Source organism: Pedobacter sp. FW305-3-2-15-E-R2A2 (assembly GCF_038446955.1).
Taxonomy (GTDB): Bacteria; Bacteroidota; Bacteroidia; order Sphingobacteriales; family Sphingobacteriaceae; genus Pedobacter.
On record NZ_CP151803.1, the window covers coordinates 1,776,954 to 1,803,286 of the forward strand.

At 42.2% G+C, this 26,333-nt stretch carries 25 protein-coding genes; 14 read left to right on the forward strand and 11 right to left on the reverse strand.

Going from position 1 to position 26,333, the window contains the following annotated elements; genetic code table 11:
* The first annotated feature begins 13 nt into the window (after positions 1-13).
* The 3 genes from AAFF35_RS07375 (at position 14) to AAFF35_RS07385 (ending at position 2,821) form a co-directional block, all read left to right on the forward strand.
* The gene (locus AAFF35_RS07375; RefSeq protein ID WP_342331776.1) at positions 14-1,087 is read left to right on the forward strand and encodes an NAD(P)-dependent alcohol dehydrogenase; all 1,074 of its coding nucleotides are present in this window, start codon (positions 14-16) and stop codon (positions 1,085-1,087) included.
* An 88-nt stretch (positions 1,088-1,175) separates the two neighbouring features.
* A complete protein-coding gene (locus tag AAFF35_RS07380; RefSeq protein ID WP_342331777.1) occupies positions 1,176-2,033 on the forward strand; it encodes an AraC family transcriptional regulator in 858 nt (285 codons plus the stop codon).
* A 149-nt stretch (positions 2,034-2,182) separates the two neighbouring features.
* Positions 2,183-2,821: a class I SAM-dependent methyltransferase gene (locus AAFF35_RS07385; protein ID WP_342331778.1), complete on the forward strand. Its 639-nt coding sequence runs from the start codon at positions 2,183-2,185 to the stop codon at positions 2,819-2,821.
* Positions 2,822-2,877: 56 nt separating this feature from the next.
* Here the strand turns inward: AAFF35_RS07385 and AAFF35_RS07390 are convergent, their stop codons facing one another.
* Together AAFF35_RS07390 and AAFF35_RS07395 are read right to left on the reverse strand one after the other, a co-directional pair.
* Positions 2,878-4,209: a S41 family peptidase gene (locus AAFF35_RS07390; protein ID WP_342331779.1), complete on the reverse strand. Its 1,332-nt coding sequence runs from the start codon at positions 4,207-4,209 to the stop codon at positions 2,878-2,880.
* Between the two features lie 15 nt (positions 4,210-4,224).
* Positions 4,225-5,214 (reverse strand): hypothetical protein, encoded by a 990-nt coding sequence (locus AAFF35_RS07395; protein WP_342331780.1) that lies wholly within the window; start codon positions 5,212-5,214, stop codon positions 4,225-4,227.
* 330 nt (positions 5,215-5,544) lie between these two features.
* Between AAFF35_RS07395 and AAFF35_RS07400 the strand changes: the two genes are divergently transcribed.
* Together AAFF35_RS07400 and AAFF35_RS07405 are read left to right on the forward strand one after the other, a co-directional pair.
* Complete coding sequence (locus AAFF35_RS07400) at positions 5,545-6,177, forward strand: LysE family translocator (RefSeq protein ID WP_342331782.1); 633 nt, start codon at positions 5,545-5,547, stop codon at positions 6,175-6,177.
* An 18-nt stretch (positions 6,178-6,195) separates the two neighbouring features.
* Positions 6,196-6,447, forward strand: a complete 252-nt coding sequence (locus tag AAFF35_RS07405; protein ID WP_342331783.1) for an alpha-1,2-fucosyltransferase — start codon at positions 6,196-6,198, stop codon at positions 6,445-6,447.
* On the opposite strand, the gene AAFF35_RS07410 is transcribed toward AAFF35_RS07405, so the two are convergent.
* Complete coding sequence (locus AAFF35_RS07410; protein WP_342331785.1) at positions 6,438-7,445, reverse strand: sterol desaturase family protein; 1,008 nt, start codon at positions 7,443-7,445, stop codon at positions 6,438-6,440. The two genes, AAFF35_RS07405 and AAFF35_RS07410, sit on opposite strands and share 10 nt — an antisense overlap.
* A gap of 198 nt (positions 7,446-7,643) precedes the next feature.
* On the opposite strand from AAFF35_RS07410, the gene AAFF35_RS07415 reads away from it, so the two are divergent.
* Positions 7,644-9,137 carry a PAS domain-containing sensor histidine kinase gene (locus tag AAFF35_RS07415; RefSeq protein WP_342331786.1) on the forward strand — a complete coding sequence of 498 codons (1,494 nt, stop codon included), beginning with the start codon at positions 7,644-7,646 and terminating at the stop codon, positions 9,135-9,137.
* A 2-nt stretch (positions 9,138-9,139) separates the two neighbouring features.
* Here the strand turns inward: AAFF35_RS07415 and AAFF35_RS07420 are convergent, their stop codons facing one another.
* Positions 9,140-9,622: a hypothetical protein gene (locus AAFF35_RS07420; protein ID WP_342331787.1), complete on the reverse strand. Its 483-nt coding sequence runs from the start codon at positions 9,620-9,622 to the stop codon at positions 9,140-9,142.
* A 2-nt stretch (positions 9,623-9,624) separates the two neighbouring features.
* Positions 9,625-10,098 (reverse strand): hypothetical protein, encoded by a 474-nt coding sequence (locus tag AAFF35_RS07425; protein ID WP_342331788.1) that lies wholly within the window; start codon positions 10,096-10,098, stop codon positions 9,625-9,627.
* Positions 10,099-10,432: 334 nt separating this feature from the next.
* Here AAFF35_RS07425 and AAFF35_RS07430 point away from each other — a divergent pair, with 334 nt between their 5' ends.
* Complete coding sequence (locus AAFF35_RS07430) at positions 10,433-12,250, forward strand: DUF4153 domain-containing protein (RefSeq protein ID WP_342331789.1); 1,818 nt, start codon at positions 10,433-10,435, stop codon at positions 12,248-12,250.
* 84 nt (positions 12,251-12,334) lie between these two features.
* On the opposite strand, the gene AAFF35_RS07435 is transcribed toward AAFF35_RS07430, so the two are convergent.
* Together AAFF35_RS07435 and AAFF35_RS07440 are read right to left on the reverse strand one after the other, a co-directional pair.
* The gene (locus tag AAFF35_RS07435; protein ID WP_342331790.1) at positions 12,335-12,793 is read right to left on the reverse strand and encodes a DUF1569 domain-containing protein; all 459 of its coding nucleotides are present in this window, start codon (positions 12,791-12,793) and stop codon (positions 12,335-12,337) included.
* A 29-nt stretch (positions 12,794-12,822) separates the two neighbouring features.
* Complete coding sequence (locus AAFF35_RS07440; RefSeq protein ID WP_342331791.1) at positions 12,823-13,644, reverse strand: metallophosphoesterase; 822 nt, start codon at positions 13,642-13,644, stop codon at positions 12,823-12,825.
* Positions 13,645-13,771: 127 nt separating this feature from the next.
* Between AAFF35_RS07440 and AAFF35_RS07445 the strand changes: the two genes are divergently transcribed.
* Positions 13,772-14,401: a phytanoyl-CoA dioxygenase family protein gene (locus AAFF35_RS07445; RefSeq protein WP_342331792.1), complete on the forward strand. Its 630-nt coding sequence runs from the start codon at positions 13,772-13,774 to the stop codon at positions 14,399-14,401.
* Between the two features lie 2 nt (positions 14,402-14,403).
* On the opposite strand, the gene AAFF35_RS07450 is transcribed toward AAFF35_RS07445, so the two are convergent.
* The 3 genes from AAFF35_RS07450 to AAFF35_RS07460 form a co-directional block, all read right to left on the reverse strand.
* A complete protein-coding gene (locus AAFF35_RS07450) occupies positions 14,404-14,871 on the reverse strand; it encodes a RidA family protein (RefSeq protein ID WP_342331793.1) in 468 nt (155 codons plus the stop codon).
* Positions 14,872-15,235: 364 nt separating this feature from the next.
* A complete protein-coding gene (locus AAFF35_RS07455) occupies positions 15,236-16,357 on the reverse strand; it encodes a hypothetical protein (protein WP_342331794.1) in 1,122 nt (373 codons plus the stop codon).
* Between the two features lie 123 nt (positions 16,358-16,480).
* Positions 16,481-17,338 carry an SDR family oxidoreductase gene (locus tag AAFF35_RS07460; RefSeq protein ID WP_342331796.1) on the reverse strand — a complete coding sequence of 286 codons (858 nt, stop codon included), beginning with the start codon at positions 17,336-17,338 and terminating at the stop codon, positions 16,481-16,483.
* A gap of 149 nt (positions 17,339-17,487) precedes the next feature.
* Here AAFF35_RS07460 and AAFF35_RS07465 point away from each other — a divergent pair, with 149 nt between their 5' ends.
* From AAFF35_RS07465 to AAFF35_RS07475, 3 genes are all read left to right on the forward strand, one after another.
* Complete coding sequence (locus AAFF35_RS07465) at positions 17,488-17,940, forward strand: helix-turn-helix domain-containing protein (protein ID WP_342331797.1); 453 nt, start codon at positions 17,488-17,490, stop codon at positions 17,938-17,940.
* 215 nt (positions 17,941-18,155) lie between these two features.
* Positions 18,156-18,509 carry a hypothetical protein gene (locus AAFF35_RS07470; RefSeq protein ID WP_342331798.1) on the forward strand — a complete coding sequence of 118 codons (354 nt, stop codon included), beginning with the start codon at positions 18,156-18,158 and terminating at the stop codon, positions 18,507-18,509.
* On the forward strand, positions 18,506-19,510 hold the full coding sequence (locus AAFF35_RS07475) for an ATP-binding protein (protein ID WP_342331799.1): 1,005 nt from the start codon (positions 18,506-18,508) through the stop codon (positions 19,508-19,510). Before AAFF35_RS07470 ends, AAFF35_RS07475 begins: the two co-directional genes overlap by 4 nt.
* Before the next feature lie 23 nt (positions 19,511-19,533).
* On the opposite strand, the gene AAFF35_RS07480 is transcribed toward AAFF35_RS07475, so the two are convergent.
* Entirely contained in the window at positions 19,534-20,235 is a 702-nt protein-coding gene (locus AAFF35_RS07480; protein ID WP_342331800.1) for an FCD domain-containing protein, read from the reverse strand.
* Between the two features lie 167 nt (positions 20,236-20,402).
* Here AAFF35_RS07480 and AAFF35_RS07485 point away from each other — a divergent pair, with 167 nt between their 5' ends.
* The 3 genes from AAFF35_RS07485 to AAFF35_RS07495 all read left to right on the forward strand — a co-directional run bounded on the left by AAFF35_RS07485 (position 20,403) and on the right by AAFF35_RS07495 (position 26,307).
* A complete protein-coding gene (locus tag AAFF35_RS07485; RefSeq protein ID WP_342331801.1) occupies positions 20,403-23,705 on the forward strand; it encodes a TonB-dependent receptor in 3,303 nt (1,100 codons plus the stop codon).
* A 12-nt stretch (positions 23,706-23,717) separates the two neighbouring features.
* Positions 23,718-25,289: a SusD family outer membrane lipoprotein NanU gene (nanU, locus tag AAFF35_RS07490; protein WP_342331802.1), complete on the forward strand. Its 1,572-nt coding sequence runs from the start codon at positions 23,718-23,720 to the stop codon at positions 25,287-25,289.
* A gap of 94 nt (positions 25,290-25,383) precedes the next feature.
* Complete coding sequence (locus tag AAFF35_RS07495; protein ID WP_342331803.1) at positions 25,384-26,307, forward strand: dihydrodipicolinate synthase family protein; 924 nt, start codon at positions 25,384-25,386, stop codon at positions 26,305-26,307.
* The last annotated feature ends 26 nt before the right edge of the window (positions 26,308-26,333 follow it).

Genomic DNA, 26,333 nt, shown 5'->3' on the forward strand with positions numbered 1-26,333 from the left:
TCAAAAAAAGATCATGAACGGAAATAGCACAGTAAATAACATCAAAGCGTTTGGCGCAGCTGCCGCCACTGATTCTCTAAAAGTACTGAATATACAACGTAGAACAGTCACTGCACATGATGTGGAGATTGAAATCCTGTTTTGCGGCATCTGCCACTCGGATTTGCATTCCGCAAAAAATGAATGGCGCAATACCATTTATCCCATTGTTCCCGGCCATGAGGTGGTAGGAAGGGTCACAAATGTTGGACCTCATGTAACCAGGTTTAAAGTAGGAGACCTGGCCGCAGTAGGTTGTATGGTCGACTCTTGCAGAGAATGCGAATATTGTAAGGAAGGTCTGGAGCAGTTTTGCGAACCTGGAAGCACCTTAACCTTTAATTCACCTGATAAACATCTGGGCGGACAAACCTTTGGCGGATACGCCGAAAGTGTAGTGGTAGACGAAAACTATGTTTTGCGGGTACCTGAAAATCTGGATCTTGCCGCCACAGCGCCTTTACTTTGTGCGGGGATCACGACCTATTCGCCATTAAGACATTGGAACGTTGGCCTGGGAAAAAAAGTGGGAATCGTAGGCATCGGTGGCCTCGGACACATGGGGATCAAAATTGCGAAAGCGATGGGCGCCCATGTGGTAGTTTTTACCACTTCATTGTCTAAACAGGAAGATGCGAAACGCCTGGGTGCGGATGAAGTTGTTTTATCGACCGATCCGGAACAAATGGCTAAGTACGCGAAGAGCCTGCATTTTATTTTAGATTGTGTATCTGCACAACACGATATGGACGCTTACCTTAACCTGCTCAAAGTTGATGGCGCGTTGGCATTGGTTGGTGCTCCAATGGAACCACTTCCGGTGACTTCCTTTAGCTTGATCCTGGGAAGAAGAAGCTTTGCCGGATCAATGATCGGTGGTATTGCAGAAACACAGGAAATGCTGGACTTCTGCTCGGCGCATAATATTGTTTCCGATATTGAGCTGATCGGTGTGGATGAAGTGAACGATGCTTATGAACGTTTGTTAAAAGGGGAGGTGAAATACCGCTTTGTAATCGATATGGCATCGCTGAAAGCAAAGAATTAATTCCGCTGAAATGTTTAGCCAAATGTCGCTACATTTGGCTAAACATTAGCTTAACGTCTATACCCGCTGCTTTATCGTAATGATTTAAATGGAAAGAATACCGATCAGACATCTTAGTACGACAGCAGCAGAACCGGATCTTTTTGGAAACTTCGGGATCCGTAAGATTGTCGATTTACTTGGCGGAAAAGACATGCTGCAGGAGCTTCACAGGCATGATTTCTTCTATATTCTTGTGCTGGAAAATGGAAAAGGGCATCACGAAATCGACTTCAGGCCTTACACCGTCACTGATCATACTGTTTTCTTTATGCGGCCCGGTCAGGTGCATCAGATTGAGCTAAAGGCAGGCAGTACAGGATATCTGATTCATTTCAGAGATGAATTTTATTTGCCTCATGACCAGAACGCGGGTCAGCTGTTGCGGAAGCTAAGCCAGCGGAACCATTACGAACTGAATGCGGATCAGTTTCCGAAGCTGATGCGGGTCCTGCTTCCTGTTTTTCAGGAGTATACCCATCAGCAGGAGCAGTACCAGGAGGTGATTAAAGCAAATATGGGCATCTTCTTTATCGAGTTGTTCAGGGCACAGAACAGCAGTACTGCTGATCAGGGTAGCCTTTATAATCAGGAACGGTTGGAGCAACTTTTGTCGCTTTTAGAACGCCATGTTTTTAGTCATAAGCAGGTCGCGGAATATGCGGAGATGTTGAACCTTTCCACTTATCAGCTGAATGCAATCACGAAGACCATGCTGGGTAAAACCTGTTCAGAGCTGATCAATGAATACTTGGTATTGGAAGCTAAAAGATACCTTTTGGCAACATCCAATCAGGTCAATCAGATCGCCTATAGTCTGGGCTACCAAGATGTTTCCTATTTTATCAGGTTCTTCAAAAAGTATACCGGACATTCACCGGAGGCCTTCAGACAGAACTTTAGATAAATCCCATACAACTGAATTTTTGTCCTACACTGCAGCGTAATGCTGATCTTACTTTTGTTGCATCAAAACAAAAGCCGGCAGGTTTGCGATTGACACACCGGGGGATAACAAACAACGAAATTATTATTGAAATTTTAAACAAAACAGACATGAATAAATCCTGGAACGAGGAATATAAAGATAAGTGGGACCAACGCTATAAAGAGGAAGAATATGTTTACGGAAAGGGTCCAAATCTATTTTTTAAAGAATGGATCGAGAAATTTAAACCCGGGTCTATATTGATGCCCGCCGATGGTGAAGGACGGAATGGCGTGTTCGCTGCAGCACTTGGATGGAAGGTGATCTCCTTTGATCTGAGTGTAGAGGGTCGGTCAAAGGCATTACAACTTGCCGAAACGCAGGATGTTGCTATTTCTTACATTGTCGGGGATTTGGATCAACTGACGTTTGAACCTGCCTCCTTTGATGCCATCGGACTGATATATGCCCATTTTGCTGCTGATCAGAAGTCTTTATTTCATCAAAAATTAAATGAGTACCTCAAACCTGGAGGGCTCATTATTTTGGAAGCATTTTGTAAGGAACACCTGAAACTAAAGGAACTTGATCCTAAAGTTGGCGGACCTGCAGAACTGGATATGTTGCTCTCCAAAGAGGAAATCATAGCTGATTTTGAAAACTATGACCTTTTAATGTTGGGAGAAGAGGAAATCGTGTTAAATGAAGGAAAGTATCACATTGGAAAAGGTGCTGTAGTAAGATTTGTAGGCATAAAACGTGGATGATTTAACTCCTCAGGAACTATCAAAAGGGCTTAATCATGATCATAGATTGCAAAACCTTATTTTGCTTCTTTACTTTTCTGACTGATGCTTCCATCTTTCCATAATAAATTGATGCCGGAATAATCGCCATCCTGATCTTTTACAAATTCGACCTGAGCATTTTCGTCAAGGACGAAAGTGCTTTCAGAAACGGCTTTCAGTGTAAAAGTCTCGTTGTTTCCGCGTTCCGGGTTTTTACATAAAAGATTGCCATTTTCTACGTAAAAACGAATGCCTCCTGCATAAGTGCCGCTATAGCGGTTTAATACTTCCACGTTTGGACCCGGAACACCTTCATTCGCTTTTAACGCATTAATGGCCCATTGGAAAAACCTCTTTTCTTTATCACTTGTTGCTTTAGACTGTAAATCTGTATAAATGGTCTCTTGTGCTTTTTGTAATGCATGGGCTGCCGGAACAGGGAGGTTAGGAATGACCCCAATACGTTCCCAGTCTTTAAAGGTCGAAGTGCTGATCGGTCTGGCGAAGGGTATCCTTGCGATGAAACCTTTGCTCATCGGGAAGAAGCCTGTCGCATGCGCGGCACCCAGGGTGGTATCTCCTATAACGGTAGCGCGTTTCAGTGCCTGCATGGAAGCACTAAAAGCTTCGGCAGCAGAAGCCGTATTCTTGCTGGTAAGAATATACATGGGCATGAGCAGCGTTAGCTGATTTGTAACCAGTGGATCTGTATATAAGGAAATGGTATCCTTGCTAAAGGTATTGACCTGGTCATATAAATGGGTCTTCTCTTTGAAGAAATAACTGGAGAACTGGTTGGCAGTATTCCCTCCGCCATTGTACCTTAGGTCGATAATCAAAGCTTTGGTATTGGATAAAAAAGTTAAGGCAGCAGACATCGTTGCTTTTACCTCTTCCACATTTGGCGTAAAACCATTAAAAAGAAAATAGCCGATGTTTCCGGGAAGTACTTCCACCCTTTGAAGGTTGAAATTATTGTCTTTTTCGACGGTCAATTGCTCTTGTTGGGCTTTACTAAGTTCTTCCGGAGAGAGTGCTGCCGGCGGACGCATCCCAGGTTCATACATGATATGCATATGGGCGTCAAAATGAATCGCGTTGATATCTGTTTCCAGCTGGCGGGCCAATTTACCTGGATCTGTGAGCTTATCGTATCCTCCTTTAAGTAGTTTAGCCTTTAGATAACTGTCCATCCGGGCGGCTTGCTCAGGAAGGATGTAATGGCGCTTTAAAGTGCTTCTTAAAGTGTCAATCAAACCACGGATCTCTAGCTTGCTTAAAGTATGGTCAGGCTTAACCTGAGAAAAGGCATCCTTAACAGGTAGAAAAAATAACGCCAGTAACAGTAAAGTATAAGCTTTTTTCATATTTATGCCCTCAGGCTATTTAGTTACAGTTATAATTGATGATTTGCCAAGGTTAAGAAGGTCTGTTTTTTCGGTAGATGCCGCTAATGCCTTTCTAAAAGCCGCAATTGAAAGGGCAACATCACTGCCGGGATGGCGTTTGCTGATCTTATCAAAATCTTGCGCTACTTCTGGTAAGACCTTATTCGAATTGTCTTCTGTTGTAGGGGTATTTTCCAGGCCAACCAATAAATGGCTTAGGTAATTCTGATAATTCTGTTGTGCTTCCTTTTTATAATGACTTTTCGGGTATTGCTTTAAAAATTGCTCCCAGTAAAAGGCCCAGTCGCCAAGCGTAACCCTGTCTATTACTAAACCGGCATCATAATCAATGACAGGATCATTCTCTAATGCCGTCTGATCCCAGAACTTCCGGTCGTCCTTTTCCAGATTTGACGCAAACAGTGATTTCCAGTAACTGGGGCTGAGGTGAAAAATGGCGCCTGTTTCTTCTTCATGTTTGATTTCAATATAGTGGTTGAGCAGTTGCTGAAAAACTAGCCTTTGTTCTGGAGACAAGCCCTTCTGGAATTTTGTTTCTATTCTTTTCCTGCGGTTATTGTCGGTTTCTCCATCAATCCAGCTGATTTCCAATTGATCAAATAGAGGCAATAACTTTGCCTGTCGTGCATCCAGACGATGAACATTAGGCGTTAGTATTTTTTGCCACTGGACTAATAATTTATACCGTTGTTCTATTGGGAGCCCGGGAAGTTGTATTTGTATGGCATTTTCTACCGAATCAAGCGCGGAGAAAGAGGGTTGTTGTTGGAATAAACTGATCAGTTGGGGGAGCGTTTGTTGCGGAGTAGTCAGGCTGTCGGTTGAAATTGCTGGTTCAGGCACTTTATGGCCCGATGTATCTTGCTTTGCTACTTTTTCCTGTTTCTTCTGACTGGTTGTACAACCTAAAATCAGATTTACCAGACAAAATGAAACGATTACTGAACGCTTAAATTTATTCATATAGACAGCTTATGTTACAACGGATATCAAAACGCTGTAAATCTAATTCGAAGATAAATAAAAGCTTTTCATTTCAAATAAAAAGGTCATCTGATAGAGAAATTATCAAATAACCTTTCGTAAACCTCCGCTGAAACGTTGATCAGGAGGTCTTATAGAAGAACTATATTCATCATGTAAATAATGATCTGTTGAATCTTCAAACAACAATGAGCAATAACTTCTGACGCTGAAATCCAGATTGGATAGGTCTTCTTGTTTTTCTAATTTCAGAAAGCTGATTTCTTTATTGGTAATAAAAATATTATTTTAGCTTAAAATCACATCAGAATGTACGGCATAGAAAATCTGGCAACATTTGTCCTGGCAGCGATTATTGTGGTCGTCACTCCGGGCATAGACACGATCATGGTGTTAACGAGGAGTATTTCTCAGGGGAAAACTGCAGGTTTATATTCTGCAATTGGCGTAAGTTTAGGCTTGCTGGTACATACTTGTGCGGCTACGTTTGGATTGTCCTTGATTCTCGCGAAATCTGCATTCGCCTATAACCTGATTAAATATCTGGGAGCCGCCTATCTGATCTATATCGGATATAAATCCCTTAGGGCCAAGACACCTCAAACTGAAATTGTATCCGGTCAGGCAAAACCGGTCAGCAATAGCAAAATGTTATTTACTGCATTTCTAAGTGATGTTTTAAATCCGAAAATTGCTATTTTCTTCCTGGCCTTCTTACCGCAGTTTATCAATGCTTCAGCGATTAATAATCCAGTCCCTTATTTATTACTGGGTTCCATTATCTTTTTTATTACTTTGGTTTGGTGCACCTTACTGGCCTTATTGGGAAGTAAAGTGGCAGCCCTTTTCAATAGAAACAAAAAAGCAGAGGCAATCCTGAATAAAACAACTGGTATTGTGTTTATTCTCCTTGGATTAAAAGTTGCTTTATCAAAAAAATAAGGGATTTCTGATCGTTTGTTGCTCCTGCTCAACAGGCAATTGCTGATAGACGATCATGCTCTCAGCCTGGCGGCAAATCCGGATAGAACTTCTAATCCGGACATTTTTAATCTGGATATTAAGCTGATGAACCTGTGCAAACACTTTATTATCGCGAATAGCTCCTTCTCATGGTGGGCCGCCTATCCCGGAAGCACTGAAAATAGCCTCATCCTTGCGCCTAAAGAATGGCTGAGTATCCCCACTGGATACTACGGATCTTATTCCTGATAAATGGCGACAGATTTCAATGGATTAATCTCCGCTTTGACCTTACTTGCGGTCTTATGATCGCCGGTATGGCTCCAGCCGGGAGGCATGAAAATATATAGGATTTTATTCTTCAGACCAGGCGCCTTTACAACGTCTTTTGCCAATCCTGAAAATTCACCGAAATAGCTGTCTAGAAAGCTGTTTGGAATCATCTCCCGGGTAATGCCATATTCGATAGGGATGCGGCTGTCTTCAGGCTGATAGGTGCCGAAAGCACGGTCCCAGATGTTCAGCAGATTGCAGAAATTCGTATCCATATAGACCGGGTTCTTAGCATGGTGGACCCGGTGATGGGAAGGGGTAAGGATAAACCGGTATAGGAAACCAAGTTTTCCATCTTTCAGCATATGCTCTCCGATATGGATAAAACTGCCCCAGAAACCATCAATAAACATAATGACAAACAACATGGCGGGAGGGACACCCAATAAGATACATACGGTGGTCCTGATGACATCGGCATAGGGGCCCTCCAGGAAAAAATGAGCGTAGGAAACCGAGAGGTTCATCGTCTGAGGTGCATGATGCGTAGAATGCAGACACCAGAACAGCCGGACCTTATGTCCCAGGTAATGGTAAATGAAATGGCCAAATTCCCAGACGATATAGCCGTAAATAAACCAGTACCAGGTAAATGTTGCCTGGAAAACCGCATGTTTTTGAAACAACCCAATACAAAATGCAATCGCGCCAATAGAGATAAACCGCCCGATAACCGCATTTAGAATATAAGAGAACAATGGAATTTTATAGTCCAGCGCCTTGAACTTTTTGTACAGCAAGGCAGTCAGGATTTCCAGCACCAGCACAATTGGGAACAATGGCGCAATCAGGGAAACAATTCCGTCGTAAGTGAGGAAGGCACTGTAATTTCCTGAATTCAGGATCTTGATAAATTGTTCCACCCCAAAAAAGCCATAAACCCATTCATAAATCGTTTTAAAGAAATCCGTCATTGTATCAGTAATTTAAATATTTGGTTATTTTCTCGTTTTAATAAAAATAGGATATTTTAATCATATCTGTAATAGTTTGTAGCTAAAGTATTACCTGGCATTAAAGCTAAGCCATCATATTTGCAGCGGGGTAAACATTTTCAGTGGAAAACTGTTTAACTTGTTCATTAGATAACCTAATGAGACCGGATCAGACAAATGATAACTAAAATTCCCGCTAACCTAAGTTCAGGATTATTGCCTGTTGAATTGTATGACTGTCTGCCAGTGGCAGTATATATCTGTGATCGTTTGGGATACCTTACTTTTTATAATAAAGCTGCTGCTGATTTATGGGGGAGGGAACCTGAACTGGGAAAAGAGCTCTGGTGTGGTTCCTGGAAGATTTTCTGGCCGGATGGTACACCGATGGCACTGGATGCTTGTCCGATGGCCCGTGCCTTGAAAGAAGGACAGCCTGTGACAGAGGAGGAGATCGTGATTCAGTGTCCCGATGGAACGATGAAAAATATACTGCCAAGTCCGGTTCCGATATTTGATGAATCGGGGCTGTTGCAAGGTGCTGTAAATACATTGCTGGACATTACTGAACAGCGGCAAGGAGAAAAGAAGCAGGCAATGCTGGCAGCAATCATCGAATGTTCTGAAGATGCGATTATAAGTAAAAAGCTGGATGGCCTAATCACGAGCTGGAATCAGGGGGCAGAAAAATTATTCGGCTATACAGAAGAGGAAGTCCTGGGTAAGCACATTTCTATATTGATACCTAAAGATCGCCTCGAGGAAGAAAACCTGATTATCGACCGGGTGCGCAACAACAAGAATATTGAACATTTTGAAACCGTCCGCATCACTAAAAGTGGAAAATCTGTTCCAATTTCCCTGACCGTATCACCGATAAGAGACCAAAAGGGACGCATTATCGGAGCTTCTAAAATCGCGCGCGACATCAGTATACAGAAACAATCAGAAGCACAACTGCAAAAATTATACGATGATATTCAGACCATGAATTCCAGAAAAGACGAGTTCATTGGGATGGCAAGCCATGAACTGAAAACACCGGTAACGAGTATCGATGCTTTCCTCCAGCTGGTCCAGCGTTCACTCAAGCTGGAAGATCGGGAAAAAGAGCTGGTATTTAAGGCCAGAAATCAGGTCGCAAAGCTGATTTCCCTGATCTCGGATCTGCTGGACGTGACGAAAATCCAGACCGGAAAATTAGTCTATACCTTTACCAACTTTGATTTCAATGACTTACTAAAAGAAGTGGTAGAAGTGATGCAGCAGAACCATCCCGGTCATGAGATCAACCTGAATCATCCCGCTGGAATGCTGCAGGTTCATGCGGATAAGCAGCGCCTGGAACAGGTCATCATTAACCTCCTTTCTAATGCCATCAAATACGCGTCCCATACCCACAAAATAAGGGTTACTGTGCAGAATGCTCCGCATCACCTGCAACTGTCTGTGCAGGACTTCGGACCGGGAATAGACTTGCAGGAGCAGGAACATATCTTTTCCAGGTTCTACCAAATAAAAAAGCCTAATGGCAATGCATCAGGCTTGGGAATAGGTTTGTACATCAGTAAAGAAATTATTGACCGTCACCAGGGACAGATCTGGGTGGAGAGCAGTCTGGGAAAAGGAGCAACCTTCTCTTTCAAACTGCCGCTTCAATTGCAGGATTAAGCTTATTTGATGAATTCCAGCAAGGGTTCCAGAATGGTTGCTTCAAATTCTTCCTGCTTTTTAATGCCTTTTTTGCTGTCTGAAAAATTATCACTAATGGGATAGTTGTTGACAAAACGAGTGGTTTTCGCACCAATAGTATACATCAATGTCCCATAACTGGTGTCATTTACCAATCTTACTTCATCAAAATCCATCAGCGTTTTGGTATAAAGACCTGGTATTTTTTTATATACTTTACGTGTGTTTTTGTCGAAAATCATGGTGACTTTGGCTATGAATACAAAATCATAAATCACATAACCACATAAACCTGCTCCAATCAGGTAAACAATTCGTTTTACATCGAATCCGATCGGTAAGAAAGGAACAACGGCAAAACATATAAAAATAGCAACCAGGAAGGCTTTTATTTTAGTATATATACTCAGGTTGGGCTGAAAGCTCATCCTGTTACCTGAGTATTCTAAATTATAGAGTGCCATAATTAATCCTCTATTTTCATGATATGCAAAGCTTCATTAACCATGTCATTTAATGGCTTTATCGTAAAAATGGAATGGTTCAGCAACAGGATTTTTTCTTTGCCATTGATATTCAGAACCATACTTCCTGCACCATTCATCGTCAGCCCAAATAACGAAACTGTCCGGGAAACAAGAAAGGTTTCAAAATTGTCTAAGCTATAGGCCACTTCAGAAGAGAAAAAATTCTTTTTCATGAGAATCTGATTAGATTGCATGTCTATGGTTGTTTTTGCCGTAAGACGAAGTATGGACATCGCACCTAATACCGCCATACCTATGCCGATCCATAGGTTCGCTTTGTCTGTCATTCCTTTAGTGAAAACCAAGGCAAGTCCGCCAATTAAGAACAGCCCGCCAATAAATCCGATAAAAAAGAATTGTGTCTTCAGGTGGTATTTGTTGCCTTCCTGCTCAAAGTATTTGTAATTGTTCATAGGGAGTTTTAGAGGTTTTGAGATTAAATTTTAGAATAATAAAATATAAAATTGTTAAAAATATATTCCTTTGTATCAAAGAAAAGATCTGTAAGGACAAAATTAATGCCAAGAGTTATCTGTATCAGACAAATATTTATGAATACCTGTTAACAAGTTAAGTTGTTGGTTAATAAAAATGATTTTTATTCTCTATTAGGAATAATGACAGGTATTTGGTGTGTACCTAAATTTATAGAACTCTTTTGTTTGCAGGCCAAAAGTTGGAATATCACTGTGCAGAACGGGATAATAATTAATTTGTAAATTACATCTTTGCAAGATAAATCATCACATGAAACTTCCTTCTATATATTCTCTCTGGTTAAGTGCAAAACAGGTTGTACTTCGTTTTCCTCTTCAGGTGCTTGCTGCAGTGGTCGCAACAGGAGTCTGCTGTTACCTGGCCGACTCCCATAAGGGCGCTATAGAAGAGGAATATCTGTCTAAGATCGTCCTGATTTGTAATCTGGCTTTAACGTTCTTACTCTCGGCCGATCTGTATGCCGAACTGAACGGTTTTGATGCTAAAAAGAAATGGGGACTCCGGGGATTGGTTTTGCTGATTTGTACAGGCCTGTATTTTGCCTTGCATCCCATCCGCTTTACTGCAGATCTTTACCGTGTTGCTTTTCTGGCCGTTGCCGGACACCTGCTCGTTGCTTTTGCACCTTTCATCAGAAAGGGAACGCTTAACGGTTTCTGGCAGTTTAATAAGACCTTATTTCTAAGGTTTCTAACCTCTGGTTTATATGCAGCTGTATTGTATGCCGGCCTGGCTATTGCCCTGATCTCGATCAATGGATTGTTCAATGTACAAATCAGCGGTGCGACCTATATCAGGTTAATGTCGGTTGTTTTTTCCGGATTTATGACGGTCTTTTTCCTGGCGGGTGTACCGAAAGATTTCGAAGCGCTGGACAAGGAAGAATTCTATCCTAAAGGACTTAAAATATTTACACAGTATGTACTGATCCCTCTTATGACGGTCTATTTGTTGATCCTGTTGGTTTATGAAGTGAAAATCGCCATCAACTGGCAGCTTCCTAAAGGACTGGTCTCTTCGCTGATCTTAGGCTATGCCATATTTGGAATCCTGTCCTTATTACTGATTTATCCCATCCGGGAGAAAGCTGGGAACGGATGGATCAAGCTGTTTTCAAAATTTTTCTATGTGATGATGATCCCTTTGGTGGTCTTATTGTTGCTGGCGATCTGGAAAAGGGTAGGGAACTATGGCATTACGGAATCCAGGTATGTGTTGATGATGCTTTCCCTATGGCTATTGTTCATTACCGGGTATTTCCTGCTGGTCAAAGCCCAAAATATAAAGCTGATTCCAATCAGTCTGTGTATCCTCAGTATATTGGCCATCTATGGTCCTCAAAGTGCATCTTCGGTCTCGAAATATGCGCAGATCAATCGGTTAAAAAGCCTGTTCGCTTCCAAGGTTCAGAAAGATATCCTGCAGCGGGAGAAAGTTGTAGAATACCTGGTAGAAAGGCATGGTTTGATTTCTTTACAGCCTTTTACAAAGGTTAACCTGGAAGAACTGGAAAGCCGGATGGAGAAGAAGAGGAAAAGGAATGATTTCTATAATTTAAAATATGATAAAATTGACAGCGCTTTGGCTTTACTTAAAATCGACAAAGATTTGTCGGCCGCAAACAAGCGATACCTCACTTTTGTAAATGAAAGTACAGGCTTAACCGCTATCAAAGGTTATGATTACCTGATTAAGATGGAGGAATACGGAGGGGCACAGGAAAAGAGGTTAAATGGAAAGCCCATTGTCATAGAAAGACAAAATTCAGAGATGATGCTGAAGGTGAGGATAGGAAAGGATGTTAAGGCTGATTTTGATCTATTCCTTCTCGGAAAGGCACTAAGAAACGAATTTAAGCACGGCAATAAGGATAAGTTTATGCCGGTAAAGAACAGTAGCAATACTTATTCTCTGCCGCAGGAGTCTATGAGTATCACTAAGAAGTTTGACGATTATGACCTGACCTTTGTAGCCTCTTCTGTTGCGCTCTATGAGGATGCTGAGAACGATAAGGCGAGCGACAACTGGACTAGCTTTTCCGGCTATTTACTGATCAGGTTGAAATAGTAACGCTCCGTTAATGACCCGGGGAGGATCAATTGTAGCATAACGCTGCACATCAGGAATGAGGTGCAGCGTATGAAAAAATTATTAGGCCCCAAACTGCGTTAAATGGTGGTTTAGGTGTTTGTAAAACATATTGTTCCATTCTGTCTTATTCAAAATTCCAAAAGAATGGGATTCTTTTCCATCAAACTGAGCCTCGCCTAATTGCTGTGTCTTTTGGATAAAAGCAATTAACCGGCCTTTTTCTAATTCAAAATCTTTACTTTCTTTTATAATAAATGCAGGTGCTGTTGGGCCGCCTTGCTTGAAAGGGGCTTCACCAACCACTTTGTTCTTCGCCAGTAATTTCAGTATCAGTTTCATCAGGGCACCTGGTTTCGGATGTTTGTCTTCATAGACCAATTCATACGTTACACAGCAATGTGCAAGCATTTGAGAAACATTCATTTTGCCCCATTGTGCAGGAGTATCCGAACGTAGGGTATTGATGCGTTGAATGGTGTCGTCAGCAACAGGCTGACTGAAAATGTTTGGTAAGGCCATAGGTGTGATATCTTTTAATAAAAATACAACTAATAAGTGTTCAGGTTAATTTTTTCTGTTGGATTCATCAGATAGGTCAGCATCGAATGGTCTTTTAGCAATTCCACCACCCGGAAGCCCTTGTAATTCGTTCCCCAGTTGCCACCAAAATGACTGTCGAACAAAAAAGGAATGTTATCCCTCATCTTAACGCCATCCTGGTCGTGCTCATGTCCGTGAAAAACAGCCTTAACATTCGGGTATTTTTTTAGCAAATCAAAGAAAGCAGGGGTATCAATGGCATTGGCAGTCCATTTGGCCTGTGGGATATGGAGAAAGATAAAGGCATGCTTTAACTTTTTATGTGCCTCGAGTTTCGCTTCCAGCCACTTTAGATCTGGTGATAGGTATTCTCCTTTCTCATTAGAGGTGTCGCCAAGCAGGATGGCGTTCTTTTTAACGACAATATCATGATTTAAAGGGCTGTTCCAAACGGATTCCCAATGAGCAGGCGTCACTTTGTCGTGATTTCCCCTGGTCACATAATAAGGCATGGTTAAATGATCAAGCTTTTGCTTTGCGGTCAGCAGCAAATCTTTATGGTCATGGATGATGTCGCCGTTGATGACGCAGAAATCCAGCGGATATTGCTGATGAAACTGATTAATGTGTTGAGTAATGGCAGAGAAAGATTCATCGAAGGGAGTTTTTGGTTGCCCGTAATGGCCATCAGAGGCGACAACAAAGCGTAGCCTGACCTCGGTCTTTAGTTCATGGACTTCCGATGCGGTTAAATATTTAACCCCACCTCCGACAAGCAGAGCTGTCGCAAAAGAGAGGTTCTTGATGAAATGTCTGCGTGATGAATTCATGAGGTTAATTTACAAATTTTCTTATATATTCGTTATCATGTTGAATTTGGAGTTACACTGCGCTGCGCTGGAAAAAAACGGTTTTACTATTGTTGATTCCGTGTTCTCAAAAGAAAAGGTCACACAGATGCTCCGAATCATTGAAGCTGCCGATACTTCTAAAAGTACGTTCAGGAAATCAGCTGATTTATTCGCTATCCGGCAATTTCTGAGAGAAATCCCTGAAATCAATCCCATCATTTTTGACCGGAATTTTGAAGATCTGATTCAGCAATATTTTGGCGAAGGTTATTTTGTGGTGAAATCAATCTACTTCGATAAACCGGAGCAATCCAATTGGTTTGTCGCCTATCATCAGGACCTGACCATATCTGTAGATAAAAAGGAAGCGCTTCCCGGTTATGGAAACTGGACGGTAAAGCAGGGGCAATTTGCAGTTCAACCGCCTTTGGATGTCCTGGAGCAAATGTATACGGTTCGAATTCACCTGGACGATACGGATGAAAATAACGGAGCACTAAAAGTAATTCCCGGATCTCATTTAAAGGGAATCTACCGGCCGGCAGCGCTGGACTTGTCCATTGAAAAGGAAGCCAGTTGCAAGGTCAGTTCAGGTGGGGTCATGATCATGAAACCACTGCTATTACACAGTTCGGGAAGAACCACCAATAACAGTAAAAGGAGGGTCATCCATATCGAATTTTCTAAACGGGAACTACCCGAAGCAATCAATTGGGCAGAAAAGGACCCGCGTTAATTCTATTTTTTGATGATTGCAGTGGCCTCAATTTCAATCAGCACCTCTTCATGGAAAAGTTTACTTACCTCTACTAACGTGCTTACCGGTGGCTGTTTTAAATTGATGTATTTATCCCTGGCAAGCCGAAACTTCGAAATTTGTGAGATATCTGTGGTATAGATCACCGTCTTCACAAGGTCGTTCATCGTACCGCCAGCAGCCTCAATAATCTTTTTAATATTTTCAAATACCTGCTCACTTTGCAGACCAAGGTCGCCGGTGCCTACTACTTTTCTATCGACATCCAGTGGAACCTGTCCCGAAAGCAGAATCATTTTGCTATGGCCAAGGTCGATCTCAACGGCCTGAGAATAGCCTGTCGTAGGGGCAACAGAAGGAGTACTGAAGAATTTTACCGGATCACTTTTTTGTTGAGCATTCATGGCTATTGGGAAAAATAAGAAGAGCGAAAATAATAACCTGTTCATTTTTTTTATGGTAAACCTAATTAAAGTCCAAACCATTTAATGCTTTGCTACATTAAATTTACATTGATGGTCGTATAATTCTGTTATTTTTGTTCTAATCGTCATTTTATTGTAAATAATCACAAATATTTTTCATGAAATTATAATCAGGTTATTTAAAGAAAATCATTACTTTCGTCCTTATTTATTATCTCTACCCGTTTAAAGGATTAAATCGTTATGATCCGCTGATCGTAATGGAATTATAAAGGAAATATCATGGCTTGGTCGCTATGGTAGTTTAGGTTGTGGGTGCGTTTGGTCGCGTACCCACTTTTAAATTTCCGATGAAAAGATCAACAGCCTAAAGGTATTGAGGAGAATGCTAACGGTAGAAATCCCTCATAGCGAAATTAAACTGAGTCATGATCTGTCTGGTCAGTTCCCGGTACAGCTCATCATAACTAGGTTTGTTATTGGCTACCCCATTGATAATGGCCTGATCTCTTGCGCTAAGAGCGTTGGAATCTCCGGTATACCTGCCGCTCAGACTTTCCCAGGTATATTGTGCAGGAATCCGGTCTGAAGCGATGATCTTTTGCGTATGTGCATCAGTAATGCGGTAATCCATTATTGCTCTTGAATTGATCACTCTACGGGTCACATATACGGTTGCAGAAATCGTTCTGCTGCTTTCTGAGCCGGCCATTTTATCACTTTTTACAGGAATCTTTTTGGAAACATTGTAAGAATAAGTATTGGTAGCCAGGTTGCTGAACCAGATGTCGTACATATTGATGTCCATAAACTGGTCAACCCTGATGTCGGATTGTTGTCCGTAAGACAGGCCAAAGAACTTATAATAACTTCGTTCTCCAATGGAATTTAAGTTCCACAATAGGTCGTTCTCGAAAAAATTGCCGTTGATGGAATAATAGCCAAAGCGCTGATCCAGCTTGCTCACCACTACATTTGTGATTGCTGCATCGTAAGCCTCCTGTTTTTTGAGGATGACGTCTTTATAACCGGGCACATAGGTGTCGGCAATTTTCAGGAGATCATAAGCTTTTCGGGCACTCATTCTGTCGTTGCGTGCCAACAGTGCAATTCCTCTGTTGTACCTGACATCGGCGGCTTCTAAAGCAGCCTTCTCTAATTCCTTATGGTAGTTTTTTGGATGAAAAGTACCGCTTTCTGCCTTCAGAACTGCTGCGGCATCGTACATCTTCTGTAAGGATTCATAACCATCGTAGATCAGGTCCAGAACCTGACCTCTTTTACCTTTGCTGTCTTTTGCTGTAGCGATGTCCTGCTCGTATTTTGCAGCTGCTTCCTGATAAGCAATGGGTAGGATTTTCTGCGCATTGATATCTGAAGGGTTTTTCTTCAGATCGTTAATTGCCGCATAGTAGGCTTTGCCATATTCTCCTTTGTCAAAGAGTTTCTGAGTAGACTGACAGGAAGAAAACAAGAGGAGCAGGATCGTTAATCTGAATAGCGTTTTCATAGCGTTACCATAAGCTTTACTTAAAGATATGGAATTCTAATCGCCTTTAGGATTTTTTGCGGGTAAAAACCTAATTCACAAATGCGCCCGGTGGAGATCTTGCTCAGCCGGGCACATTTTTTATTAATTAGAGAAATCGTTGCTGATGACCGATTTCAATGTATTCGGTTTCTTTCCGGTCACCTTTTCCACATCACCGGTCGTAAAGCCGACATGGTGATTCGCAATTACGGAGTATACCGAGTTCATGTAATGTGCCACAAAATCGGGAGCGCCTGCTTCTTTAAGTACTGCGACGTATTGTTCCGGACTTGGCTGAGGATAAACGATTGTTTTACCGGTGATTTCAGTCAGAATCGCAGCAGCGTCAAAATAAGTTAAACTTTCAGGGCCTGTCAGCTCATAGGTTTTTTTGTGGTGACCATCCTCAGTCAGCACTGCCGCAGCAGTAGCCGCTATATCTGCCACGTCGATAAAACCTACTTTACCATCACCTGCAGTGGCAAAGGTAATGCCTCTCTGCATAATGTTTTCCCATTCGTAATTTTTGAAGTTCTGTGCAAAAAAGGAAGCCTTCAGGATCGTATAATCAAAGCCGTCTTTCTCCAGTCTGGCTTCTGTTTTTAAGTGGAAGGACATCTGCTCGCCCATCTCTTCAGATTTTAAGGCAGATAGATAAACTACCCTTAAGATGCCTTTTGATTTTAGAAAATCAAGGAAAGGATTAATCAGCTGATCCATTTCCAAAACCATAGCAGGGCCAAGCAGGAACACCTTATCTACTCCGGCAGTGGCCGCTTCAAAAGTAGAAGGATCATCAAAAGAGAAATGAACCAGTTCATCTGATAATCCAAGCTTAGCTTTAGATTCTTCTATATTCCTGGTTGCCGCAAGAAAGGGGATGTTTTTTGCCTGAAGGGCTTTGATGAGTGCTTTACCAATTGCGCCCGTAGCGCCTGTTACTAAAATTTTATTTGCCATTTTTTCTGTATTTTATTTTCATCGGAATATATTTGTTTTTTAAAGGTCATGAAACGATCATGGTCTTGATAGTCATTTCGTTACGTGATTTTTAAGATCATGATGGTTTCAATAGTTACTTTTAGTAATACAATAATAAGAGGTAACCAATGGATAAACAAGAAGGTACAGCAACGTTACCTAATAACACAGGTGTAACTATTGCTGGGAATGAGGAGCTTAAGGATAGCAGAAAGTTACAGGAAATTTTTCAGAATGCGAATACGATTGCCAATGAGATTTGCCCCGTCAGAGATGTCATTGCCAGAATCAGTGATAAGTGGAGCATTTTGGCTATTTATGCCTTAGGTGCTTACGGGAAACTTCGCTTCAGTGAGCTGATCCAAAAGATCGACGGCATTTCCCACCGGATGCTGACCGTCACCCTGAGAAACCTGGAAGGGGATGGCTTTATCAAAAGAACGGTTCATGCAGAGGTACCGCCAAGAGTAGATTATGAGCTTACCGAACTGGGAAATAGCCTGATGCAGCAGTTGTCCGGAATTATTGGATGGGCCGAAGCAAATGGTCCGGAAATTCTTGCTTTCCGGAATAAAAAATAAACCGGAGGATAAATCTATACATAGCGACTGAGAATTCAGCAAAATAGCCGGGTCGGAAAGGAGCTGTTGCCCGGATTTATAACGGTTTGAATTTGAAACTGTTCAGGAATATGATTAAGAAATAGGAAAAAGAAAAGGCAGCAATCATGCACTATTGCCTGTTTTTTGGTAGATAAATGTATATTTGATTCAATAATTAATTAAAAAATCGTTTTATGAATGAAGTGGATAGGACCTATAATATTAATTTAAGTTTCGAGGAAATAAAGCTCCCGCCATTTCAGGATATTCTGGTGCTCGCAAAAAACTCGGTACAGGGGAAAATAGGACTTTCTAAATCATTTGAATTACTCGTGCCAAATGGTTTCGAGATTATTGACATTAATGAAGGCATGATCGAAACCATTTTTGTCCATAAGAACATCCTTGCCAAGATCTCAAAAGAAAAAGTGATACAGATTCTACAAAATAATGTGTTTCCTTTTATCTCAGAAGGAGAACTCATCAGCGTGAATTTCAAAGTAAATATTTCAGTGAAAGATATCGTCTTTAAAGACTCGGATTTATGAATATAGCTTCTCTCATTAAATATGATTATGTGAGTCTTGATGGTTACCAGGGAGTACATGTTGCAAGGAGCCATTCGGCTATCGCAAACGGGCTGGTGGTCTTAGACGAAAACCTGCCTGTAGGGGTGTTGACCTCCGTAGACCTGGCCAGAAAACACCACACGATCATTATGGACTGTTTAAGTCCGAAGCCTACAGTAGACAAAGTCGATAAGATCAGTAAGGTGCTGGAGGTGATGAAGGGGAGCGGGCATGATGTGTTGATGGTCTATGATCAGCAAACTTTTCTGGGTACGATTTCACAGCATGATATCCTCAATCATTTACATGCCAATCTGAACCGCCAGCGGCTTTCACTGCAATCGGTAGCCCATGACCTGCGAAGCCCGATCGCCTCGATTAAAATGCTGGGGAACATGCTGCAGGAGAACCTGATCCTGGTGGAGAACAAACAACTGGTAGATTATTTAAACCAAAGCTGTGACTTTGCACAGAAAATAATCGAAGATATCCTGCTGACAGAGCAGACCTTTGAGGAAATGGTGAATTATTCGGTAGAAAATTTTGATGAGCTGGTGGAAGAATGTGCGGCTGGCCTTTCTACGGAACTGGAAAAAAAGCAATTGGAGCTGCAAACCAATCTGAGATTTGGCAAGTCGGTAAAGATGGACCGCCCTAAGTTTAAAAGAGCGATTTACAACCTGATCTCCAACAGCATTAAATTTACCAATCAGAATGGCAAAATTGAGTTGTCTACGGTAATCACCGATAATATGTTGAAACTGGTGGTGAAGGACAATGGTATCGGCATTCCCGAAAATATTCAGGGACAGATTTTTGATAAATTTACCCGTGCCAAAAGACCGGGAACTGCAGGTGAACCGACTACGGGCTTAGGGATGTACCTCACCAAAAGAATTGTAGAGCTACATGATGGCAGTATTCAGGTGGAAAGTGACGGAAAAAACGGAACTTCCTTCTCTGTTTTCCTGCCGCTTTAATCATTCCCGTTCCAGCCAAAATGTTAACTGAAGATCCTTAGAAAATGATTTTCAAGGTGATTTCTCATTCCATTCCTGAACAGTTCAGGTGATCCGTTTTCCAGGATGTCGATCAATCCTTTATGGGAAACAAATTTCTTTACGGTTGCCGGCTTCTTCAGCAGACCACTATTGTGCACATAATCAAATACTGGTAAGAGCATTTTCTGAAACTTCTTAAGGGTTTGGTTACCGGTAATTTCATAAAGCTTCCCATGAAAAGCAATTTCATGTTCTATATGAAACACATGATCCTCTGAAGTATCGGGTTCATTTTTTACAATCGCTTTAAGTTCCCGGATATGAGCTGCGGTAATTTTCTGAAATAGGAAATCTGCCATCCCGATTTCCAGAACAAGCCTGAGCTCGAAAATTTCTTTTAAGGTTTCCTGGTCCAGTAAATGCGGATCCATGGTCTTTCCGATGATGCCAAAAATATCCGGACTGGTGATCACCGAACCTTTTTTCTTTTTTGTTTCAATCAGACCCCGCATCCTGAGTCGCAGGAGGGCCTCCCTGGTCACCGTCCGGCTCACCCCCAGATTTTTGGACAATTCGATTTCTGTCGGGATCACATCTCCAATTTTTAGCTTCTGATCTACCAATAATTGTACAAGATTGGCTTCCACCTTATCCACCAAGCTGCTGGTATCCAGTTGGCTAAACGTATGTATATCAGTTTTCATTATTATGTATAACAATAAAATATTTAAATAATACCCTAAAATACCATAATTAAGGCGTTTTATCAATATTTAAAGATTTTTTCTTTAAATATTTCTTGCATTCAATAAATATAACCCTCATATTAGTGATATTATGTATAACATAATGCTAACCATAAACCAATAGTATGAACCAGTTTTACTTAAAACCAATTGTTCTGATCTGCGGCCTGCTTTTTTCAACAGCCGTATTTGCACAGAGCAAAAAGGTAACCGGAACGGTTACCGGCGAGGATGATGGGCAGTCCATTCCCAGTGTAAGTGTTTCCCTGAAAGGGACCAAATCAGGTACACAAACGGATCTCCGTGGAAACTTCAGCATAGAAGCCTCCTTAAACGATGTATTGGTCTTTACTTATGTCGGTTATCTGACTCAAGAGGTCAAGGTCGGGAACACCAACAATTTAAAAGTGGTATTGAAACCTGCTTCCGCAAATCTGGATGAAGTAGTGGTGGTAGGGTATGGTACCCAAAACCGGCGCAGCGTAACCAGCTCTATTGCAAAGCTGGATAAGGAAGTACTGGCCAATGCGCCACGCTCCAATGTGGGAAGTGCTTTGCAGGGAACGATATCCGGTCTGCAGGTCATTAACAAAACAGGACAACCCGGTGCCGGGCCAGTCGTTTTCCTCAGGGGTGGGGCCTCGATCAATAGTCCGGGGTCACCTTTGGTGATCGTAGATGGAGTGATCAGGGATTACAATGACATTTCTTCTGAAAATATTGCTTCCATGGAAGTCCTGAAAGATGCTTCTGCCACAGCAATTTATGGCGCAAGAGCCAATAACGGGGTGATTTTAATTACTACCAAAACCGGTAAAGCGGGCGCCGCACAGATCTCCTATAAATTTACAGGCGGATACAACCAAAACAGGGAAGGCTACCAATATTTAGGGGCAAAAGATTATATCTATTATACCCGTCAGGGTTACCTGAATGCCAACAGAACGCTGGCCCAGGTAAATAGTTCAAGAGGTCTGGGCCTGCTCACTGATGTGGCCAACCTGGCGAGTTTCGACATCCGCTCTTATGTTCCGGGAACAACACAGCTCCCTTCCGGATGGGATATTATGGATGATCCTTATGGTGGACAGATCATGTATAAAGATCATGGTGGGGAAATTGAAAACCTGGTATTTCAAAATACCTATACTAAGGACCATTATATCAATGCAATGGGTGGCAACGATAAAGGTAAGTTCTTCGCCGCTTTTGATGCCTATAATGAAGATGGCGTAATTGTCGGCTCTAAATACAAACGTTATACCGGCGACATAAACGGTTCCTATAAAGTGAAACCAACGGTTGAAGTTGCCGGAGGCGTGACGCTTTCTACCTCTTCCCAAATCGGAACCGTGGGTGGCGAAGTGAATTCCCTGTATCGGAGCATGGCCATCTGGCCTACTTTTAATCCATGGATAGATGAAGCCAAAACACAACCCAATCCGGGAAACGGTGTTAGCGATGGAAATCCATTGTATTGGCTGGGCCGCTTAAAACGCAGCAATGAAGTGAATAAAGTGGTGGCAAATGCTTCCGTAAAATGGGACCTCTTACCTGGCCTATATTTTAAAGGAACAGGAAATGCTTATCTACTGGACCGCAGGGATGAATCTTTTCAGAAATCAACCCAGCTTTACACGAATATCTTTTCTAATCCCCAGTCTGTAGCCAGCAGCAGCAGAGATGCAAAGAATACCTTGAGAAGAGATTTTCAAACGCAGTTTAACGGGATCTTAAATTACAATAAAACAGTCAGCAAGCACAGTTTTAATGTCATGGGCGGAATGGAAACATTTTTAGTGAAGACCATAAATTCACAGCTGTATGGTCAGAATGCGCCTACAGACGAAATTCCAACCATCAATGCCTCTACAGTGTTCCCTGCGACATTGAACGGGGAAAAAGTGAATTATAGTGAAAAATCTCAATACCAGATCAATTCGGTATTCAGCAGATTCGTGTATGATTACGATCAAAAATACCTGTTTACTGCAGTATTCAGAGCGGATGGCGTATCGAGTTTACCGGAACAGAACAGATGGGGTTATTTTCCCGGAATTTCTGCCGGATGGAACGTACATAAAGAAGAATTCTTCAGTAAATCAGGCTTGAATAAATACGTGTCTACCCTAAAACCCCGACTAAGCTATGGTGTAAATGGCAACATTGCCGGCCTGGGCCGTTATGAAGTTCAGGGGGTCTATAGTTCTCCTGCAAATTATGATGGGGTTGGTGGATTTTTCCATGATAAACTACCCAATCAGGATTTAAGATGGGAGAAGAGCAAAACAACCGGAGCGGGGATTGATATCGGTTTGCTGAACGACAGGGTAACTTTGTTGTTTGATTATTACGACCGCCGCACTTCTGATTTGTTAACGGACCTGCTTTTGCCAAGCTATATCGGCTATCCGCCACTAAAAACAAACTCAGGAACACTGCAGAATAAAGGTTATGAATTTGCCGTAAATGCAAGGGTGCTGAGCACAGAAAGTGGATTTAACCTGAGCCTTGGCGCCAATGCGAGTTTTGTGAAAAACAAGGTATTGCAACTTCCTTTCAATGGAAATGAAAACAACAGACAGGGTGGTTTACAGGTCTTCGATCAGAAGTCAGGCCAGCTGATCTGGGTGGGTGGAATTCAGGAAGGACATGCTATAGGTGATATTTATGGCTTCAGACAGCTTTCTATATTTAAAGATGCAGCGGAAGTTGCCAGCATCGCCGGAAACAGAACGGATGCCATTGCCAACATTACCGGTCCAAACCTTCCGGCAGGAACAGGAGGGAAGATTACGCCTGGAGATGTAAACTGGGAAGATGTAAATGGAGATCACATCATTGATTCCCGTGATCAGGTATACCTGGGAAACATCATGCCCAAATGGACAGGTGGTTTTAACATCAATGCGGGCTATAAAGGAATCTCCTTATATACCAGATTTGAGTTTGCCTTAGGACATACGATTTACAATGACCTGGTTGCAAGAACGATGGGGAATTACCAGGGGACCTTCAATTACATCGATCTGATGAAACAATCATGGACACCTGCCAATACAGATACGGACGTACCTAAAGTGTATTTCGCAGATCAGGTAGTCGGCTCAAAACAAAATTACACCAGGGCGAATAATGCATCTTCGGTCTTAAACGGCAATAATTCCAGGTTCTATGAAAAAGGAGATTACCTGGCGCTAAGGGAAGTAACACTATCTTATACTTTGCCTAAAGCGTGGATGGAAAAGACAAAAATTCTGGCCAATTCCAGAATCTATGCGACGGGAACCAACCTGTTTTATCTGACAAAGTTTAGCGGTCCAACACCGGAAGCACCAATAGATGCCAATAACAACATGACCGGTATTTATACCGGAACCTACCCAACAGCAAGATCATTTGTATTCGGACTGGAAGTCTCTTTTTAATCATTACAGCTCATGAAAAAGAATTATAGAAATTTAATAGCAGCTGCAGGCCTGCTGATGGTCACCTTAGGTGCCTGTAAAAAAGACCTGGCCTTAGCACCGGTGAGTAACCTGAGTGATGAGAACTTCTGGAAAACAACGGATCAGTACGATGCATTTCTCTCCGGGGTACATAGTAAATTCCGTGGTCACAATTCCAGCTTTATGTACCTTGGAGAACTCAGGTCGGATATCTATGGAAATGATCCGGGAACTACAGGCTCTTTTACCGGGGAGGCTTCCCAGGGGCTGGAGCGCATGTGGCTCCATGATCTGAACCTGGACATTCCTGGTATCAGTAATTTCGGTGGTTTTTATACGAACATCAATCAGCTGAACCTCTTTATCAATAAGCTCAATACGGGTAATGTCGTGACGGAAACGAATAAGAAATATTACCTGGGCATTGCTTATGGCATGCGCGCACAATACTATTACCAGCTGTACCGCAGTTGGGGTAAAACGGTGATTCAAACCGAGTTTGTGGATGCAGGGTCCCTGGATTTGTTTAACCTGGCCAAAGCAGCTTCACCGGAAACGGAGGTCATGAAACTCATTAAGGAGGACATTAACCGCTCTGAAGAAAACTTCGGAACAGATTATACGATTAAGAGAAATAAAGGGTACTGGTCTAAAGCAGCAACGCTGATGTTAAAAGCAGATGTTTACCTGTGGACTGCCCATAGGGCAGGTGGAGCTGCCGATGCCCTGATCGCAAAAACAGCGCTGACAGACATCCAGTCCAAAGTACCCGGATTGGGATTACTGACCACCTCTGCCAATCCTTTGAACAAACCTTATGCAGAAGTTTTTTCGGGAACAAATAAAGGAAATAAAGAAATTATTCTGGCCAGCCGTAATGCCTTGAATGAAGCGGAAATGAGTTTCATCCCGGCAGCATTTACGCCTCAGGGAGGATTGATTGCCAACTTTTACGATTCTTTAGCGAACAGGAAATTTACGGTAACGGCCGAAAATTATGGGGGATTATTGCGTGCTCCGGTAAAAACCGCTACCTACCGCAAATTCAATGAAAAGGATACGAGAAGGGATGTTTCTATTCAGGCGGCTTATACCTTGCCTTCTCCGGGAACGTATAAGATTGCAGGGTGTTTCCTAAGAAAATATCAGGGACAGCAGGATGCAGGAAACAGAAAGTATACGGATGATTTTCCAATCTACCGGTATGCTGATCTGCTCTTGTTATTGGCAGAGGCTAAAGAGGTACTGGGAGAAAGCCCGGCTTCAGAAATCAACGAAATCAGGGCCAGAGCTTATGGCGCGAATTATAGCGAAGCTGTTCAGGGATTTCCCAATATGCCAGGTGATACAGAGGTCAAACAAGCGATTTTGAAAGAACGCTTCTTCGAATTTATTGGAGAAGGAAAGCGTTGGTATGACCTCAGACGTATGGGCGATAGCTTTGTTTTTGCCAATACGACGCTGTCTTCTGTACAGGCCTATAAATTATTATGGCCGGTAGACAGGGCCTCGCTGACCAATAACCGGGCCCTGAAACAGACAGAGGGTTATCCGCAGTTTTAACCTTTTTATTACCGCTATACCTTAGGAATGGTGGGACGTTAAGTTCAGGCCATTCCTAAAAGAAAACACATTTCGAAAGCTAAAATTACATAGAATGACAATTCAACATTTACAAGGTCTGATTGCAGCCCCTTTTACCCCAATGCAGAAAAACGGCGCAGTTAACCTGGAGCTGATTCCACAATATTATCAGTTTCTAAAATCAAATCAGGTGACCGGAGCTTTCATTTGTGGTTCCACGGGGGAAGGCGTTTCGCTCAGCATGACAGAAAAGAAACAGGTGGCAAAGGCATGGGCCGATTGCACGACACAAGATACAGACTTTAAGGTAATGATGTTTCTGGGGGGAACCAGCGTTGCTGATTGTAAGGATCTGGCGTTATATGCCGAACAAATCGGTTTATACGCCATTTCTTTTACAGCTCCGTTTTATTTCAAACCGGCTAACGTGCAGGTCCTGGCTGATATCTGCGCAGAGATCGCCGCAGTAGTTCCCAAAATGCCTTTTTATTATTACCATATTCCTGTCCTTACCGGTGTGGGCTTTGCCATGTATGATCTGTTGCAGGCGATCGATGGACGGGTGCCTAATTTTGCAGGGGTAAAATATACCCACGAAGATTTTATGGATTTCTTATCTTGTATACATTTCAACGATGGTAAATACGACATGCTTTGGGGGCGTGATGAAAATATGTTGTCGGCATTGGTCTTAGGTACTAAAGCCGCAGTAGGAAGTACCTTCAATTATGCCGCGCCATTGTATTACGATATGATCGCCGCCTTTGAAAATAACGACCTTAAAAAAGCACAACTCCTCCAGCAAAAATCAATTGATATGATCAGATTATTAGGTAAATATGGAGGAATAGCTACCGGCAAGGCCTATATGAAAGTCGTAGGGCTGGATTGTGGTGGCTTCAGACTGCCGGTAAAAAATATGACTGAGGAACGGTTCGGGGATTTTAAAAATGAGGTAGAAGCACTTGGCTTCGATACTTTCAAATCAAATGCGTAATTATTTATCTTATATATCAATCCCTC

What these genes read in the sequence shown, in the direction of transcription:
- AAFF35_RS07375 (WP_342331776.1), top strand. Translation starts at nt 14, where the DNA reads ATGAACGGAAATAGCACAGTAAATAACATCAAAGCGTTTGGCGCAGCT.
- AAFF35_RS07380 (WP_342331777.1), top strand. Translation starts at nt 1,176, where the DNA reads ATGGAAAGAATACCGATCAGACATCTTAGTACGACAGCAGCAGAACCG.
- AAFF35_RS07385 (WP_342331778.1), top strand. Translation starts at nt 2,183, where the DNA reads ATGAATAAATCCTGGAACGAGGAATATAAAGATAAGTGGGACCAACGC.
- AAFF35_RS07390 (WP_342331779.1), bottom strand. Translation starts at nt 4,209, where the DNA reads ATGAAAAAAGCTTATACTTTACTGTTACTGGCGTTATTTTTTCTACCT.
- AAFF35_RS07395 (WP_342331780.1), bottom strand. Translation starts at nt 5,214, where the DNA reads ATGAATAAATTTAAGCGTTCAGTAATCGTTTCATTTTGTCTGGTAAAT.
- AAFF35_RS07400 (WP_342331782.1), top strand. Translation starts at nt 5,545, where the DNA reads ATGTACGGCATAGAAAATCTGGCAACATTTGTCCTGGCAGCGATTATT.
- AAFF35_RS07410 (WP_342331785.1), bottom strand. Translation starts at nt 7,445, where the DNA reads ATGACGGATTTCTTTAAAACGATTTATGAATGGGTTTATGGCTTTTTT.
- AAFF35_RS07415 (WP_342331786.1), top strand. Translation starts at nt 7,644, where the DNA reads ATGATAACTAAAATTCCCGCTAACCTAAGTTCAGGATTATTGCCTGTT.
- AAFF35_RS07420 (WP_342331787.1), bottom strand. Translation starts at nt 9,622, where the DNA reads ATGGCACTCTATAATTTAGAATACTCAGGTAACAGGATGAGCTTTCAG.
- AAFF35_RS07425 (WP_342331788.1), bottom strand. Translation starts at nt 10,098, where the DNA reads ATGAACAATTACAAATACTTTGAGCAGGAAGGCAACAAATACCACCTG.
- AAFF35_RS07430 (WP_342331789.1), top strand. Translation starts at nt 10,433, where the DNA reads ATGAAACTTCCTTCTATATATTCTCTCTGGTTAAGTGCAAAACAGGTT.
- AAFF35_RS07435 (WP_342331790.1), bottom strand. Translation starts at nt 12,793, where the DNA reads ATGGCCTTACCAAACATTTTCAGTCAGCCTGTTGCTGACGACACCATT.
- AAFF35_RS07440 (WP_342331791.1), bottom strand. Translation starts at nt 13,644, where the DNA reads ATGAATTCATCACGCAGACATTTCATCAAGAACCTCTCTTTTGCGACA.
- AAFF35_RS07445 (WP_342331792.1), top strand. Translation starts at nt 13,772, where the DNA reads ATGCTCCGAATCATTGAAGCTGCCGATACTTCTAAAAGTACGTTCAGG.
- AAFF35_RS07450 (WP_342331793.1), bottom strand. Translation starts at nt 14,871, where the DNA reads ATGAACAGGTTATTATTTTCGCTCTTCTTATTTTTCCCAATAGCCATG.
- AAFF35_RS07455 (WP_342331794.1), bottom strand. Translation starts at nt 16,357, where the DNA reads ATGAAAACGCTATTCAGATTAACGATCCTGCTCCTCTTGTTTTCTTCC.
- AAFF35_RS07460 (WP_342331796.1), bottom strand. Translation starts at nt 17,338, where the DNA reads ATGGCAAATAAAATTTTAGTAACAGGCGCTACGGGCGCAATTGGTAAA.
- AAFF35_RS07465 (WP_342331797.1), top strand. Translation starts at nt 17,488, where the DNA reads ATGGATAAACAAGAAGGTACAGCAACGTTACCTAATAACACAGGTGTA.
- AAFF35_RS07470 (WP_342331798.1), top strand. Translation starts at nt 18,156, where the DNA reads ATGAATGAAGTGGATAGGACCTATAATATTAATTTAAGTTTCGAGGAA.
- AAFF35_RS07475 (WP_342331799.1), top strand. Translation starts at nt 18,506, where the DNA reads ATGAATATAGCTTCTCTCATTAAATATGATTATGTGAGTCTTGATGGT.
- AAFF35_RS07480 (WP_342331800.1), bottom strand. Translation starts at nt 20,235, where the DNA reads ATGAAAACTGATATACATACGTTTAGCCAACTGGATACCAGCAGCTTG.
- AAFF35_RS07485 (WP_342331801.1), top strand. Translation starts at nt 20,403, where the DNA reads ATGAACCAGTTTTACTTAAAACCAATTGTTCTGATCTGCGGCCTGCTT.
- nanU (WP_342331802.1), top strand. Translation starts at nt 23,718, where the DNA reads ATGAAAAAGAATTATAGAAATTTAATAGCAGCTGCAGGCCTGCTGATG.
- AAFF35_RS07495 (WP_342331803.1), top strand. Translation starts at nt 25,384, where the DNA reads ATGACAATTCAACATTTACAAGGTCTGATTGCAGCCCCTTTTACCCCA.